Raw genomic sequence first — 14,320 nt, 5'->3', positions numbered from 1 at the left:
TTTTTAAATCTGTTATATGTCATATTAACCAACTCACTTCATTTTTTATATTATGATATATATTATTTAATGATTTGTATTCCAATTCCATTAGGATCTTTCACAAAAAAGCATTCCATATGACCTCCCAAAATTACTGGTTCAGCAGTAATAATCTTGCTTTCTCTTGATTTTTTCAAAAGATCATTATAATTTGATGAGCAAATTCCAATAGAAATATTGTTATTTTCACAAGCTTCTAGTTTTGAGTTTTTATCATAAATCAGTTCAATTTTCATTCCATTATCTGCTGTAAAAAAAGCAATGACCATAGAATCATTTGGTGAAAATTCCTCTTCTTCCTTCATTCCTAAAAAATCCCTATAGAATTCTTTTGATTTTTCAAAATTCTTGACTTTAATAGTAATCCAATTAATTATCATATTTATTTTCCTCCTTTTATACTGTTACTCTAACTACTATTCTATTGGCTTCTATTCTCATATTTGCCTTAACCTTCTAATACACAATAGTTTTACAATAACTCTTAAAAATAATCTAACTTATAATTTTTACTACGAATTATAGTTTCTTCTTTAAAGTATATAGCCTAATGTCATCAGGAAAACCATCTATTTCTCCGCAAATAGCATATCCTTGCTTTACATAAAAAAGTGGAGCTTGAAAAGAATATGTAGTCAGATGAGCAATATGGCATCCTGCGTTCTTAGCCTGTTCCTCGATTACTTTCAACAAACGAGATGCAATATTTTGACCTCTATAAGATTCCTGTACCCAAAGAACTTCTATTTCTAAAGATGATAGATAAGTAGAACCCAATACACCACCTACTATAAGTCCTTCTTCATTGCGTGCTATACTCACAAGTTCCATATTAGGTACATTTAATTGACCTTTTGTTTTTTTCATATTGTACTTTAGTAAACCGTTTATACGAACTGATTTTAAAAACTCTTGCTCATCACAGTCATTGTAAATCTTAATCTGCATCTTTACCGCCTCCACAAAACAAATATAGATAATCATTATTATTTTACTATCAAGCAGATAAAATTAAAATTTATTGGGCAATATACTAAATTAATAAAACAAATCAAAGAGATTATGAATTCACTGTGATACAATTTAATTAATATAATATTATTTATGGAGGTGCTCTTATGCCAATATATCTAGCTTTATTATTATCAGCAGCTATTTCTGCTTCTACCATGATTATAATTATTTTCAACTTATGTGACGATATAATTTTAGATAAAATTTTTTCAAAATTAAGTAATAAGTCCCAATCCATGATATTGCTTGTTTCAATTAGTTTTATTTTAATTTATATTATCTTACTTATAAATAATTTAATAAACAACCTTTAAATGAATATCTTATAACTATATTATCTCTGCAAAAATTTCATGTATGTTACCATCTGGATCTGCAAATAATGCAGTCCTTTGGTTCCAAGGCATATTCTGTGGCTCTTGGATAGAAATTGCACCCATTGCAATTAACTTATTAAATGATTTATCAACATCATTTGGATTTTCACATGGGAATGCTAGTTCAAAAGACTGACCAGTTGCTTTTTTAGTATATTCATTGCTATATCCTTCCATCACTTTTCTCAAACAAATTGCAAACCTTACTCCATTGTTTTCAAATTCAACATAATCTCCCAGGTCATTTTTAATTCTAAACCCAAGAACTTGATTATAAAAATTTTTCATCTTATCTATTTCATCTGTCCAAATTGTAACAAGATTAATTTCTGGTTTCATATAATTACCCCCTATTAATTTCAATTATAACTAAATAAGTTTCTCATTTCTATTTAACTGCTATACTATAGTTTAATAGTGTCTTAAAATATCCTAATTTATTGCACCCAAGATATCAGCCTCCTTTTCACACCTTAATTAAACTACAAAATTATAACTAATATTCGTTCAAAAACTCTTACATTTAAAACCCTTTAATAATAATTGTAATACATACTAAGATAAAATTTATGATTTTAATTCAAGTTTTTTATTATATTTATAGTAAAGTCATCTACGAAAACTTTTAGTTAATATAAAAAATGTGCAAGACTATATCATTGTTGATATAGTCTTGCACATTTTAATAGTCCTAGGACAAAACTTTATTTTCTTTGTCTGATTTATATTCTTTAGTAAGTAAAAATGGTGTGAAAAGTATTGCATAAGTTAAAATACTATATATAAAACTTTCCCATGTGTATACTGTAGTATATCCGCCTCCAAATATAATTCCAATAACGTTGTTTACCATGTGTAACAACATTGGAGCCCATACATTCTCCGTTTTCATATAAGCGTATCCCAAATAAATACCTAAGAATATGCAAGCAATTGCATGACCAGCTACACAGTATAAAGGTGTTTTGGGGCTATAAAGAGTAAAGCACAGTGGAGCATGCCAAATTCCCCATATAAAACCTAAAATTATAACTCCTATCCTTTTACCACAAAGCTTTTGTAGTCTAGGTTGTAAAAAGTATCTCCAGCCAAACTCTTCTCCAAAGAATAAATTAAATCCTATTAAAAAATTAATAATTAAGCTCATAATAGCCATTACCATATTTTCCATAATTTTATCTGAGTTTACTTGACCATTTATTAATTCTGGTATATTACTAGCAAAAACAATTGCTGCAAATATTAATATAACAGTTGCCACTTTTTTTGAATTTTTTCCAAAACATAGGTTTATATCTTTCATTTCATTACTATTTACTAATACTAAATATAAAAGATACGCAGATACAATAGTGTCTATAATTTCTGAAAACCACCCACCATTTGGCAAGAATGATTCGCCTATTGTAGTAATTATTCTCAAAATTGTTGCTATGGCAAAAACCTTGAAAAATTTATCTATTTCAGGCTTAAACTCATACTTTGAAATTTTCTTTAAAACTATAATCGTTGAAAATGCTGGAATATACATAAATAGTCCAGCAAAGTTCATAGCTAAATCCTCAGCATTTGTTTTTGACGAAGAAAGAAATAAAAATACTGATATGAAGGCTATAATCCCAAAATTGATTAGTAGAAAATCTTTTATTTCTTTTTTAATAATTTTAACATCATTACTCATTATAACTCCTCCTTGTGTAGCCTAATATAATTATTAACTTACGGATAAGTGTAAATTCAAATACCTAGATTTCCTATGTATTCAAGATGATTGTATTCCATTTTATGGTAGTAGTCAAGTAATATAATTTTATTTATTATAATTAAAAATTCTTTTTAAAATTTAAAATAGCACCCACATTAATGGGTGCTCTATGTATGTTTATGTTAATCTATTACAAATTATTATAACAAGTTTTTAACAATTATATTTCTTCTTTATATTCTATATTTAAACTCTTAGAAGATAAGAACTCTTCAACAAAACTACCTTTTTCAACCACAAAAGTAGTAGATTTACTTCCTTCTATGCTTTTACCAAAAATCTTATTGCTAATCTTTTCAACTGAACTTGGAATTGTTAATTTTCTCAGTTTTACACAGTCAAGTGAATTTTTTCCCATAGATTTTACTGATGATGGCACATTAAGCTCTTTAAGCTTTCCACAAAAGGCAAGCATTCCTTCTGGTATAGCTTTAAGATTTTCTGATAACTTTATTTCTGTCATACACATATTTGATGCAAAGGCAAATTTACCTACTTCCTTAATAGTATCTGGCATGTACACTTCTAATAGACTTTTTCCCTCAAAAGCTTCGCTAGCAATTTTTGTTACTGGCTTATTTTCAATTGTTTCTGGTATGTTGATTATTTGGTCTTTGCCAATATATTCTTTTATTATAATACCTCTGCCTTTTACTTCATAAACATATTCGTCTTTTTCATTTTCTTTTGTCATCTTTCTGTCTCCCCCTAATATAGATATATATATTATATCTATTTTGAAAATAATGTAAAGTTATCTAACTAATATGATAGATTTATAATTAAATAATATAAAACAAAAAATAAAATATAGGGTTTATTCACCCTATATTTTTATATTTACGATTTGATAAACAACTTATTACTATATGCAAAACCTATAACTAAATAGGATGAAAATAGGCTATTTATAAATGTAACTATTATTCTCCCCACTAAAATCCAATTAATTCGCTTTCTTGTGCATACCCCTTCTCTAAAGCCTCTTCTCTAAGAAAAGCATATAGCTCAGCATTTGTACTTTCCACATATGGATTTACATAAAATATATCAAGTAATCCTAAAGTAAATATTGATAATAAATACCAACCTATAAAAGATATATCCAGTAAAAGAGCTCCACATTTATTACCATACATCATATTTTTACTTATTTCAAAAGCTCTCTTTCTGCTTATATTAGGATTTTCACTTAATATATAAGGTATCATTCTATATTCGTAAGATTTTACTATTCCTGGTATTAAAAATAATAGTGACCACAAATTTATGAATAAATCCTTCATAAACATGGTGAATATTGAACTTTTAAGTTTTCCGCTTTTATAAAGAAATAATATACTTTTTACAGGCTTTTCTTTATGCCTAATTCCCATAAAATAATTATTTTTACCTATTATTATAGGATAGGCAATTAATAATTTAATAAGTAAACTTAAAATAATTACAACTACAAATATGTTTACAAAGAGTAGGACGAAACCATCTGCAAATATATTTTGAAATATATTTTTAGCTCCTCCTTTTAAATCTAGAGATGTATCTTCGTATTCTTCTGTGTAGTTTTCGTTGTAGGCGCTGTAGGCACTATTGTAATCCTCTTTAATATCGTTAACACCATTGGCTACTTGTCCCATACCTCCTGCTAAAACAAATGTTATAAAACTTACTAGTACTGCTTTCCAGTAACACCTCTTAAAATTGATTTTTGCTATTTCTTTTAACTGACTACTTGTCCACATATTCTCTCCCCTCTCTTTGATATGATTATATCTTAAAATACGATTATATAATCTTACAGTTTCGTATAGTTTCTTGTGATAGTGTAACTTCCCTTTCTTGATATTTTATATAACACCTTATTATACATTTTTATGAACAAATATAATACTGATAAATGCCTTATAAATTATTATTATAAAAAACTTCAAATTGAATTGACATCTATTACGTTTACCGATATAATTTTATTACGGTTAACGATATATCTTTAATCGTAATAAAGAGAGGTGATACTTTGAAGGAAAATGTTAAAGGTGGAGCTCTAACAGAAGTAACGTTATACATTTTACTCGCTCTATATAGTCCCAATCATGGTTATGGAATAATGCAATTTGTTGATGAAAAGACAAAGGGTCGCCTAGTTTTAGGTGCTGGCACATTATATGGAGCAATAAATACTCTGGTAGATAAAAAATGGATAGAGCTTGTACATGAGGAAAAGAAAAAGAAAGATTATCTAATTACAAAACTGGGGAAAGAAATTGTTAATAAAGAATTACAAAGATTAAATAAGGTTTTAGAACTTGCTCATGAAATAATTAATTAAAAAGGGGAAATAATTATGCACAAAACAAGGGTATTTTTTGATATTGAAAAAGAAACAAATTGGCTCAATAACTTATCAAAAGAAGGATATAGATTAACTAATAAAAGTTGGTTTACTTATTATTTTGAAAACTGTGACAAAGAAAAATATATTTATCAAATAGAAAGAAGAAAGCCTTTTTCTTCTAAAGAAAATGAAGATTATATAAATTTTGTATCTTCATTAAATATAAATACCGTGTCAACACAATGGGGTTGGTTTTATTTTGAGAAAGAAAATGACGGTAAGGAATTTACTATTTTTTCAGATATTCCTTCAAAAATAGCTCATTATAGAAACTTAATTATTACAGTACTAATAATAGCATTTTTTAGTTTCTCTATTTTTAATAATTGTTTAAACTCACCCGTAGGATCACAAGGTCCATATGTGTTTAACTTATCTGTTCCTCTTGTAGGAAATTCAATAATCATTTTTGCATCAATTACTACTGCTATAAAATATATACTAAAAATACATATGTTGAAAAAAGAAAACTCTGTTGTTGAATAACATAGATGTATTATTTAAAATAAAAATAACTGTATATTAGTTATGACACTAATCCACAGTTATTTTTTATGTTTCGTATAGTTTTCGTAAAGAATCACCATCTTAAATCTTAATTTTTACAATATCTCCATTTTCTTCTTCTACATCTACTATATAAAGTCCTTTATGTTCTTTGTTTAGATACTTTAAACCTTTTATAATCACATCCACATCCTTGGATCCAAATATATAATTTATTTTACTATTTTTAACTTTTTTAAAATCTATTTTTATAAATGGCTTAGATACTCTAAGTAAAGTCGTTATAACACTTAAAGGTGCTATGATATTTATGTTAACATTATCTTCTTTGTTTTTTACAATTATTCTCATATCAAAACACCTATTGTATTTCTACTATTACCTTGTCGTTTCCATCTTCAACTTCCACAATTCTTCCAACAAATCCATTGTCTATTGCATCCATTAATTTAGCTATATCTATATTGTATTTTTCAAGCTCATTACTGTACATACTTCCTATCCCACCCATTATTTTTATAAATTCCAATGGTATATTAACCTTTACTTTGCTTCCATCTTTGCTTTTTACTCTTACAAACAACATTTTTCCGCTTTTATCATCATTATTTATATGAAAAAAGTCATCATCTTCAATTACTTCTTCTTGAACAACAATATCACATTTTTCATTAGAATCTAGTACATCTAATAACTTTATAGCTTCTTCTGCAGTAATTTTCCCCTCTTCAACCATCTTTAAAATTCTCTTTTTATCTTCCATATTGATTACTCCTTTATAATTTTTTTAAAAGATTAATAGCTTCCTCTGAGCTTATTTCTTTGTTTTCTAACATTTCCATAATTTTTTCTTTTCCTTTTTCCTTCTCTGTATCTTTTTTAATTGCTAATCCTAGCTTGTTATTAACTTCATCCAGTTTACCTCTTACAGTTGGATAAGATATTCCCAGTTGTTTTTCCACATCTTTTATGTTTCCTCTACAAGATAAAAACACTTCTACAAAATTTAGTTGCTCTTTTGATAATCTATCAAATTTTGAAATAGAAAACTCGTTTTCTATAATTGTGTTGCAATGGTTACATTTTAATTTCATAATCTTCATCTCTTTTGCACAAACGGGACATTTAGTTATAATTTTATGCACATTATCACTTCCTTTAATATAAGTATATTATATTTTATTAAAAACACAATATATTTTTTAATTTTATTAATATTCATTTTAAATATTTTAATTTTTATTAATATATTTATTAATAATATTAATTTAAAAATCATTATTTTAAAATAGTAGGTTTGATTTCACATTTTAGTGACCAAGTGTTATAACTTTAAGCAAATTTAAATAATAAAATAAGTGTAAACATTTAAGTAGTATTTTACTTAACATTTACACTTATTTTTTTAATACTTTAACCAAGTTTAAACTTAAATACAAAGTTAAATTTAGCAATGCACTAATATTTAGTCTTTCTTTTTAATTCTATTTTTTAATAATTTAAAACATATAATTATTGTTATTACTTCTGCAAAAACTATACTTCCCCATATTCCATTTCTTTAATTGAATAATATCTATAGCCATTATCTTCATTTATTATTGGTTTAAGTAAACCTATTTTATCATAATGCCTAAGGGTCTCTGCAGTAGTATTAAATAGTCTAATCATCTGCCCAACTGTCATCTTCCATTCCATATTATTTACTCCTTATAATAGCTTACAACTTTACTTCTTATCCCTAATCGCTTGTGTAAGCTTTTTTATATTGTTATTAATACAGATTAATACAATTATTATAACAATTCCAACACCTGAAAACGAAGCTCCACAATCGTGGTTTTCTTTTAACTCTTCTACTGCACTACTTATATTCTCCATAGAAGTTGATATATCTTGTAATTGTTCCTCTAAACCATTCACATTACTCACCCCTAACTTATTGTGAATTAGTTATTGGATTAAATTTAATAAAAAATATAATTTCAACAACTTTTGATTTTTGCATACTTAACTAGTTTGATTTGCTTTATATGATTGTTAATATATTCTTCTATTATAGTATTTTACTTTTTGTTATTAATCAATTGATTTACATAATCTTATAATATTGTAAGTTATGTTCAAAAACTTATAAAATACATATTACTGAGAAACTTGTTATTAGCTTAAATAAAGAGTGGAACACATATGTATAAAATATGATAAAGTTGAGTATCATATATTTGCATTTGTAGATATTATTTATGTTCATACTTTTTCAAATGTTTCTTTATTTTAATTACATCTATCTCTATACATTTAATTAACATGTCTCATAAGTTAAATATTCGTTTTATCTTAATCAAATTAAAATATTTAATTTTTTCTATTCACTTACACTTGAATAAACTTTAATGCAACAGTATAAACTATTCTTAAATTATTAATTTAGAAAGGACACCAAAATGAAGAAAAAATGCATCCTCGTAAGTTTATTATTAATTTCACTTTTCATGACAAATAATTATACAAGCTTTGCTGCACAATCTGAACTATCAGTACCTCCAATGTATAAAAATTTAAAAGGAAAAGATGAACTAATGGGATTTCTTAGTGAAATAGGAACAATAAGAATAAATATAAGTACTATCACTATCACCCCAGCAACAGTAAAAGAAAGTTCTAGTAAAATAAAAAGAGAAATAAATTTTTATATATCCGAATTGTCATCAGTAGAAAATTCAATAAAAATGTTTGAAAAGAAATATAATAACTCTCAGCCAGATTTATTATTTTCTCAACAAATTAGTATTATATTAAATTCATATAAGATGAGTTTAAATCAACAACTAGTATTAGTTGATGGAATTATGAGCAACGAAGTTGAAGCATCTCGCCTTTTTCATTCTGATTATTTAACATATATATATTACTATTTGAATCTAGGAGATCAGTTAATTGCATATATTGAGACATTTTATAACTTATAATGTATTCTCAATTACATTATAAGTTATAAATAAAAAGGTAGATATGGATTTTTCCACACCTACCTTTTTATATGTAATCAGATTAATTTACTTTATACCTTTTCTTGTTTAATAATAAACTAATCCATGTCTTCCTTTGCCTTTCATAAATGTAAAGGAAAACTTTCTAGGAAAAAATCTTCTATCAAAATACCGCACTATTTTTTTCTCTCTACCCGCTGCTTTTACTATATTTTTAAAATTTGAATTAGTCCAATATAAATATATTCCATTTCTTTGGTTGTGCTTTAATATATTTGAGCAAGTTACGTATGATGGTAGCATGGATATAAAAATAATTGATAATATACAAATATATAGTATTATTGATTTCTTAAATTTCATAAAACCCTCCTTATTAACACTCCCTATAATATATACGACAAATTAAGCAAGAAAGTTTGCCATATTTTTAAAATCGTATATGATTATATGTTAACACTGTATTTATTGTTAATCAATAAATAAAAATTGTAAATCAATATTTTTTTATTTATAAACGCATAATAACAATTATAATTTAATTGCATTTGTTGTTGGTGCTTCATGTAATAAATAGCTCCAGTGCTAATTTTATGGTGCATAAAAAAAGAGCTTCGCACTATTTTTATGTGCGCTAGCTCTTTAACATTATATTCATACCATATATTTTTTGTAAAAAGCAGTATGACTTACTTATAATATGCCCTTTCAATTCACCAATATTTGTTCATAAAAATCATTACATTTTTTTATAAGTTTCTAATAATCTAATATAATGATTAGCTTCTCTTAGTACATGATCTCCAAGTAGAGGTAATATTATAGATCTTATTATACATTTAGAAATGCCATCTGTTCCTGCTTGTTTAAAATTCTTAAGTTGAACAGTTTGATTTAAAGTTTGATCTGTAACACTATTTATAGTCATATTAGTCATATGCTGAGCCTCTTTCATTAAATCATCAAATACACCTGCAAATTCATCTGCAGTATCAATTAAGTCATCTTCAGTAGGATCAAGTAATCCTCTTATAAATTGTGAATGTTCCATCATAATTTGATTCCAAAATAATTCAGTATCTCTAACATCTCTAGAATCAATATCAACCCTATTTTCCAGATCATTTACTAATGATAAATATAACTGGGCTTCACGAGTTATATGCTCAATAAGTAATGGGTAATTAACTGTAAATAAATTACATGATAAAACACCATTTAATATCTTTTTCTTAAAATTAATAAGTCCATTAAGTAGCCTTCTTGCATTCATATTAAGTTGATTTACATAGTTTACTAAATTAGAGCTAACTTGAGGATTATTTCCACTACGCAACTTAGATTCCATAATAGTTATATTTTTATCTATTTGTATACCTGTCAATCCTTGAGTTTTTTCTTCCGCTCCCTGTGTATAATCGGTTATAATTTCTCCAGAGTTTAAAACCTCTGGCCTTATTATGCCATTACTAGCACTCACTGCATATGATAGTAATTTTTCAAATTGATTTTTATAATGTTCTGCCTCTTTAGCAAGTTCTGAGTCTTTAACTGTAAATCCAGCTTCTAAAAAAAGACTGTGTTCCTTCATTATCCTTGCAAAAAATAAATGTAATTCAAGTGATAAAGTAGCATAACTTTGATCGTTTATCATATTGACCCCCAAAAATAAGTTTTCTACATTTTATGTATTGGAATATTAATATATGATAAAAGTAGTATCTTTATGTTTTTAAAGGAATATTATTATAAATATATGAATAGTGTTTTTTATTAAAAATTTTTATTTGTTACTAAATTGCTTATTTTAATTTGGAGGACAAAATATGAAAAAAATAATTTCTAATATCTATCATAAAATCATATTTCATAAGCCAAACAGGAATAACTTGAAAATTAAGGAAATTAAATCAAGACAAATACCTTATACTGTTGAAGTTATTGCTGAAAATTTAAATATTCCTTGGGCTATGGATATAAGTGATAGTGGCAACATCTACTTTACTGAGAGGACTGGATCAGTAAGAGTTATTGAAAATGGTAAACTAAATCCACAGCCACTCATCACATTTACAGCTCCATTTATAAGTCAGGGAGAAGGTGGGCTAATGGGTATTGCCTTAGATCCTAATTTTTCACAAAATCATTATTTTTATGTTATGCATTCATACACAGAAAACAATAAACCCTACAACCGTATTGTTAGACTAATCGAAAACAATAACAAAGCGTATCTTGATAAAATTCTCCTAGACAAAATTCCAGGAGGAAGGATCCATAACGGAGGAAGGATAAAAATTGGACCAGATAATAAGTTATATATAACAACAGGGGATGCAGGAAATTCTTCCTTATCTCAAAATCTCTCAAGTACTGCTGGGAAAATACTTCGAATAGAACTAAATGGTAGTATTCCTAAAGACAATCCCTTTGCTAACTCACCTGTTTATAGCTTTGGCCATAGAAACCCACAAGGTCTAGCATGGAATTCAACAAATATATTATATTCATCAGAACATGGTCAATCAGCTCATGATGAAATAAATATTATTTATCCAGGATCAAATTATGGATGGCCTCTGGTTCAAGGAGATGAAGATTCATCAGAAATTGATGTTCAAAAACCTTTGATACACAGCGGTAAAGTTACATGGGCTCCATCTGGCATAACTTTTGTAAACCAGGGTCCTTGGCAAGACAAATTATTAGTTGCTACACTACGAGGCCAACAGCTTCTTATGTTTTCATTAAATAAAGATGGAACAGTAGTTGAAAATATAGAATCTTTGTTTAAAAACGAGTACGGACGTTTACGTGAGGTGATTCAAGGAAAAGATGGGGCGATATATATTACAACAAGCAATAGAGACAGTCAGGGAAATCCAGATATTACCGATGATAAAATCATTCGTCTAATTCAAAAATAAATTATATTTAAATAATAATAAACCGTATGACATATTAGTAATACGGTTTATTATTATTTAAATGTATTGATAATTTTATTTAGCCTTTTATTACAGTAGCTATTAATAAAGATTTTATAATACTGTTTATATAATGTTTTTTAATAAGGATAGTATGGATAATATGGATATGGTGGAGCATAGTATGGATATGGTAATAATGATAAGGCTGCTAAAGTGGCAAGTGGAAAAAATCGGCGTCTAAAACGTCTAAATTTTATAGGTGGACCAAATTGTCGTTTATTACCACATTGATTTTCAACATCATTTTCCATTACATCTTCACCAACCAAAACAATAACTTGATCACCTTCTACACCTTCAATAATCCCATCGAATACATTTCCATCTTTCATTGTAAATATAGTGTGGTAATTCATCAGTCTTTTACATTCATCATGCAAATTTTGCACACTTCTATTTTTATTATTTTTATCTGAATACATTTTTGACCAACTCCTCTCTATAACATAATATTAGTTAATGAAAAGAGTGTTCTATTTATAAGAAGTAAATCGTAATTGAAAGTTCTACAAATTATTTATATAAATCATAAGCTAGTATTTAAACTCCAAAAATATATCTTCAATAAATTTCTCAAAATTTTCTCTTTGTGTATGATTATTCCCATAATATTTTTCTCTTAGAGCTAAAACTCTGTTAATCTCCATAGCATTTAAGCTTTTCATTAATTTATAATTTTTTTCATTATAATGACGTTGCAATGTCTTTCCTATATTATAAAGTGAGTCATAATGCTTAGTATTTGAAAAACCTGGTATCTTCCAGTCTTCATACTGTTTGCCAAAGAATATTGATTTTGCAAGCCAACCTTTTATTGCCGTAGCGTCTAATGTAGTACTTGAAAGAACATAATTTATATACTCACTAAATTCCGTGAATTCCCCTTCTTTTGTTTTTATACCTACAATAGGATACCATAATCCTTTGATCTTGTTGTTGTTGGTTCCTGAAGATCTATAAAAAGCTAAGGTAACCCTTTCTACCCCATAGTAAAACTCCATATCTACATCTATTAATCCAATCACTCTAAATGGCTTTTTAGAGTACTTATTTACTCTAAATGTATCTTCATATATCTTTACTATTCTAAGAACATTTTTTATAATAAAGCGCCTCCTTAATATAAATTATTATTAATAAACCATATAACTTTAAAATTAAAAGCTATATGGTTTATTGTTTTCTCTAAATATTTGAATTTTTAATTACAATAAGATGTCTCATTATTTCATCTGTATTTTCATATGGTTTTTCCATTCCCATTAATCTTTTTAAAAAAATTAATTCGTCATTTTTCAAATCCAATTCTTCATACCATGGCTTATCTTCTAATTCTAGTTTTTCATCATCGTAAGATGAGTAATATAGATGTATTAGAAAATCTGCCATATACCAATAATCTATTTCTTTTTTATATTTCTCCTCATCGATATATCTAGCTAATCCAAAATCAATTAATATTAAATCTTTTTTTTCATTCATTATTACATTAGAAATTCTAATGTCTCTATGAACAATGTTTTTTTCTTGCAAGGTAATTATAATTTTCAAAATTTTTTGTGCAATATCATATATTTCATTTCTACTAAATTCATGTTCGTCAAAATATAATAATTCGTAAAAGTCTTTTCCTTGTACAAATTGAATTACATAGAATTTTGTATCATCATAATCAAATTTTTCTATGAATTTAGGAAATTTTTTATCATTTAAAGATTTCATTATTTCTTCTTCATAAAATAATTTATCTTTACCTTTTTCCATCATGTCTTTTTTTAATTGTTTTATTACATATTTCTTATTTGTATTTTTTTCACACAGATATGTTATACCATATCTACCCTCACCTATTATTTTTATAATAGTGTAATTTTTTATATTTTCACCAGGTGTATAATATTTGTCTATACTATCTCCTCCCAGTGGGATATTTTCTCATATTTTTTATAAATTATTCACTATATGGTCTGCTATATGATGAACTTGCACTTGAAGCACTTTGTGATGCGCTGGATCCACTTCCTGATACACTAGATCCACTAGCAGAGGCACTTGTTCTTCTTTTTCCTTTTTTCTTATAATATTCATGGCCTCTTTCTGATTGATTTTTTAAAGAATCCATTATATCACTCCTCAATCACATATTAATAACTAGAATATTCTAGTCATTAATATAACTTATGACATATTAATGTAATTTGCTACATTTTTTTCATATAATCTTATTTTATTATTCA

The 14,320-nt window shown here is 26.5% G+C and carries 22 protein-coding genes; 4 read left to right on the top strand and 18 right to left on the bottom strand.

The window, feature by feature from the left end; all coding sequences use genetic code 11:
* Nucleotides 1-62 precede the first annotated feature (62 nt).
* From JW646_RS15755 to JW646_RS15725, 7 genes are all read right to left on the bottom strand, one after another.
* The gene (locus tag JW646_RS15755; protein ID WP_148556428.1) at nucleotides 63-422 is read right to left on the bottom strand and encodes a VOC family protein; all 360 of its coding nucleotides are present in this window, start codon (nucleotides 420-422) and stop codon (nucleotides 63-65) included.
* A 139-nt stretch (nucleotides 423-561) separates the two neighbouring features.
* Nucleotides 562-990 (bottom strand): GNAT family N-acetyltransferase, encoded by a 429-nt coding sequence (locus tag JW646_RS15750; RefSeq protein ID WP_228415619.1) that lies wholly within the window; start codon nucleotides 988-990, stop codon nucleotides 562-564.
* 154 nt (nucleotides 991-1,144) lie between these two features.
* Nucleotides 1,145-1,294, bottom strand: coding sequence for a hypothetical protein (locus JW646_RS15745; RefSeq protein WP_187359191.1), 150 nt, complete (start codon nucleotides 1,292-1,294; stop codon nucleotides 1,145-1,147).
* 91 nt (nucleotides 1,295-1,385) lie between these two features.
* A complete protein-coding gene (locus JW646_RS15740) occupies nucleotides 1,386-1,772 on the bottom strand; it encodes a VOC family protein (protein WP_074915776.1) in 387 nt (128 codons plus the stop codon).
* 352 nt (nucleotides 1,773-2,124) lie between these two features.
* The gene (locus JW646_RS15735; protein ID WP_228415618.1) at nucleotides 2,125-3,114 is read right to left on the bottom strand and encodes a CPBP family intramembrane glutamic endopeptidase; all 990 of its coding nucleotides are present in this window, start codon (nucleotides 3,112-3,114) and stop codon (nucleotides 2,125-2,127) included.
* A gap of 244 nt (nucleotides 3,115-3,358) precedes the next feature.
* Nucleotides 3,359-3,892, bottom strand: coding sequence for a leucine-rich repeat domain-containing protein (locus JW646_RS15730; protein WP_228415617.1), 534 nt, complete (start codon nucleotides 3,890-3,892; stop codon nucleotides 3,359-3,361).
* Nucleotides 3,893-4,133: 241 nt separating this feature from the next.
* The gene (locus tag JW646_RS15725) at nucleotides 4,134-4,940 is read right to left on the bottom strand and encodes a DUF975 family protein (protein WP_228415616.1); all 807 of its coding nucleotides are present in this window, start codon (nucleotides 4,938-4,940) and stop codon (nucleotides 4,134-4,136) included.
* A 275-nt stretch (nucleotides 4,941-5,215) separates the two neighbouring features.
* Between JW646_RS15725 and JW646_RS15720 the strand changes: the two genes are divergently transcribed.
* A complete protein-coding gene (locus JW646_RS15720) occupies nucleotides 5,216-5,527 on the top strand; it encodes a PadR family transcriptional regulator (protein ID WP_228415615.1) in 312 nt (103 codons plus the stop codon).
* Between the two features lie 15 nt (nucleotides 5,528-5,542).
* A complete protein-coding gene (locus tag JW646_RS15715) occupies nucleotides 5,543-6,079 on the top strand; it encodes a DUF2812 domain-containing protein (protein ID WP_228415614.1) in 537 nt (178 codons plus the stop codon).
* A 102-nt stretch (nucleotides 6,080-6,181) separates the two neighbouring features.
* Here the strand turns inward: JW646_RS15715 and JW646_RS15710 are convergent, their stop codons facing one another.
* From JW646_RS15710 to JW646_RS15690, 5 genes are all read right to left on the bottom strand, one after another.
* Nucleotides 6,182-6,451, bottom strand: coding sequence for a hypothetical protein (locus JW646_RS15710; RefSeq protein ID WP_228415613.1), 270 nt, complete (start codon nucleotides 6,449-6,451; stop codon nucleotides 6,182-6,184).
* Between the two features lie 10 nt (nucleotides 6,452-6,461).
* On the bottom strand, nucleotides 6,462-6,863 hold the full coding sequence (locus JW646_RS15705) for an SHOCT-like domain-containing protein (protein ID WP_228415612.1): 402 nt from the start codon (nucleotides 6,861-6,863) through the stop codon (nucleotides 6,462-6,464).
* A gap of 13 nt (nucleotides 6,864-6,876) precedes the next feature.
* The gene (locus JW646_RS15700) at nucleotides 6,877-7,245 is read right to left on the bottom strand and encodes a DUF2089 domain-containing protein (RefSeq protein WP_074915761.1); all 369 of its coding nucleotides are present in this window, start codon (nucleotides 7,243-7,245) and stop codon (nucleotides 6,877-6,879) included.
* Between the two features lie 391 nt (nucleotides 7,246-7,636).
* Complete coding sequence (locus tag JW646_RS15695) at nucleotides 7,637-7,798, bottom strand: MerR family DNA-binding transcriptional regulator (protein ID WP_148556419.1); 162 nt, start codon at nucleotides 7,796-7,798, stop codon at nucleotides 7,637-7,639.
* A gap of 30 nt (nucleotides 7,799-7,828) precedes the next feature.
* The gene (locus JW646_RS15690; protein WP_148556418.1) at nucleotides 7,829-8,023 is read right to left on the bottom strand and encodes a hypothetical protein; all 195 of its coding nucleotides are present in this window, start codon (nucleotides 8,021-8,023) and stop codon (nucleotides 7,829-7,831) included.
* Between the two features lie 572 nt (nucleotides 8,024-8,595).
* Between JW646_RS15690 and JW646_RS15685 the strand changes: the two genes are divergently transcribed.
* Nucleotides 8,596-9,072 carry a hypothetical protein gene (locus JW646_RS15685; protein ID WP_228415611.1) on the top strand — a complete coding sequence of 159 codons (477 nt, stop codon included), beginning with the start codon at nucleotides 8,596-8,598 and terminating at the stop codon, nucleotides 9,070-9,072.
* Between the two features lie 108 nt (nucleotides 9,073-9,180).
* Here JW646_RS15685 and JW646_RS15680 read toward each other — a convergent pair whose 3' ends face one another.
* Both JW646_RS15680 and JW646_RS15675 read right to left on the bottom strand, forming a co-directional pair.
* Nucleotides 9,181-9,456: a hypothetical protein gene (locus tag JW646_RS15680; RefSeq protein WP_148556416.1), complete on the bottom strand. Its 276-nt coding sequence runs from the start codon at nucleotides 9,454-9,456 to the stop codon at nucleotides 9,181-9,183.
* 376 nt (nucleotides 9,457-9,832) lie between these two features.
* Nucleotides 9,833-10,747 (bottom strand): DUF2935 domain-containing protein, encoded by a 915-nt coding sequence (locus JW646_RS15675; RefSeq protein ID WP_228415610.1) that lies wholly within the window; start codon nucleotides 10,745-10,747, stop codon nucleotides 9,833-9,835.
* 235 nt (nucleotides 10,748-10,982) lie between these two features.
* Between JW646_RS15675 and JW646_RS15670 the strand changes: the two genes are divergently transcribed.
* Nucleotides 10,983-12,020 (top strand): PQQ-dependent sugar dehydrogenase, encoded by a 1,038-nt coding sequence (locus JW646_RS15670; RefSeq protein WP_331478028.1) that lies wholly within the window; start codon nucleotides 10,983-10,985, stop codon nucleotides 12,018-12,020.
* A 140-nt stretch (nucleotides 12,021-12,160) separates the two neighbouring features.
* Here the strand turns inward: JW646_RS15670 and JW646_RS15665 are convergent, their stop codons facing one another.
* From JW646_RS15665 to JW646_RS15650, 4 genes are all read right to left on the bottom strand, one after another.
* Entirely contained in the window at nucleotides 12,161-12,505 is a 345-nt protein-coding gene (locus tag JW646_RS15665) for a hypothetical protein (protein WP_074915742.1), read from the bottom strand.
* Between the two features lie 111 nt (nucleotides 12,506-12,616).
* Nucleotides 12,617-13,108, bottom strand: coding sequence for a hypothetical protein (locus JW646_RS15660; RefSeq protein WP_228415608.1), 492 nt, complete (start codon nucleotides 13,106-13,108; stop codon nucleotides 12,617-12,619).
* Nucleotides 13,109-13,268: 160 nt separating this feature from the next.
* On the bottom strand, nucleotides 13,269-13,943 hold the full coding sequence (locus JW646_RS15655; RefSeq protein ID WP_331478090.1) for a protein kinase family protein: 675 nt from the start codon (nucleotides 13,941-13,943) through the stop codon (nucleotides 13,269-13,271).
* A 91-nt stretch (nucleotides 13,944-14,034) separates the two neighbouring features.
* Nucleotides 14,035-14,205 (bottom strand): hypothetical protein, encoded by a 171-nt coding sequence (locus JW646_RS15650; protein ID WP_175487619.1) that lies wholly within the window; start codon nucleotides 14,203-14,205, stop codon nucleotides 14,035-14,037.
* Nucleotides 14,206-14,320 lie beyond the last annotated feature (115 nt).

Source organism: Terrisporobacter hibernicus, from assembly GCF_020809405.1.
Taxonomy (GTDB): Bacteria; Bacillota; Clostridia; order Peptostreptococcales; family Peptostreptococcaceae; genus Terrisporobacter; species Terrisporobacter petrolearius.
The sequence above is the reverse complement of the archived record's forward strand: the minus strand, read 5'-3'. Positions and strand labels throughout refer to the sequence as shown.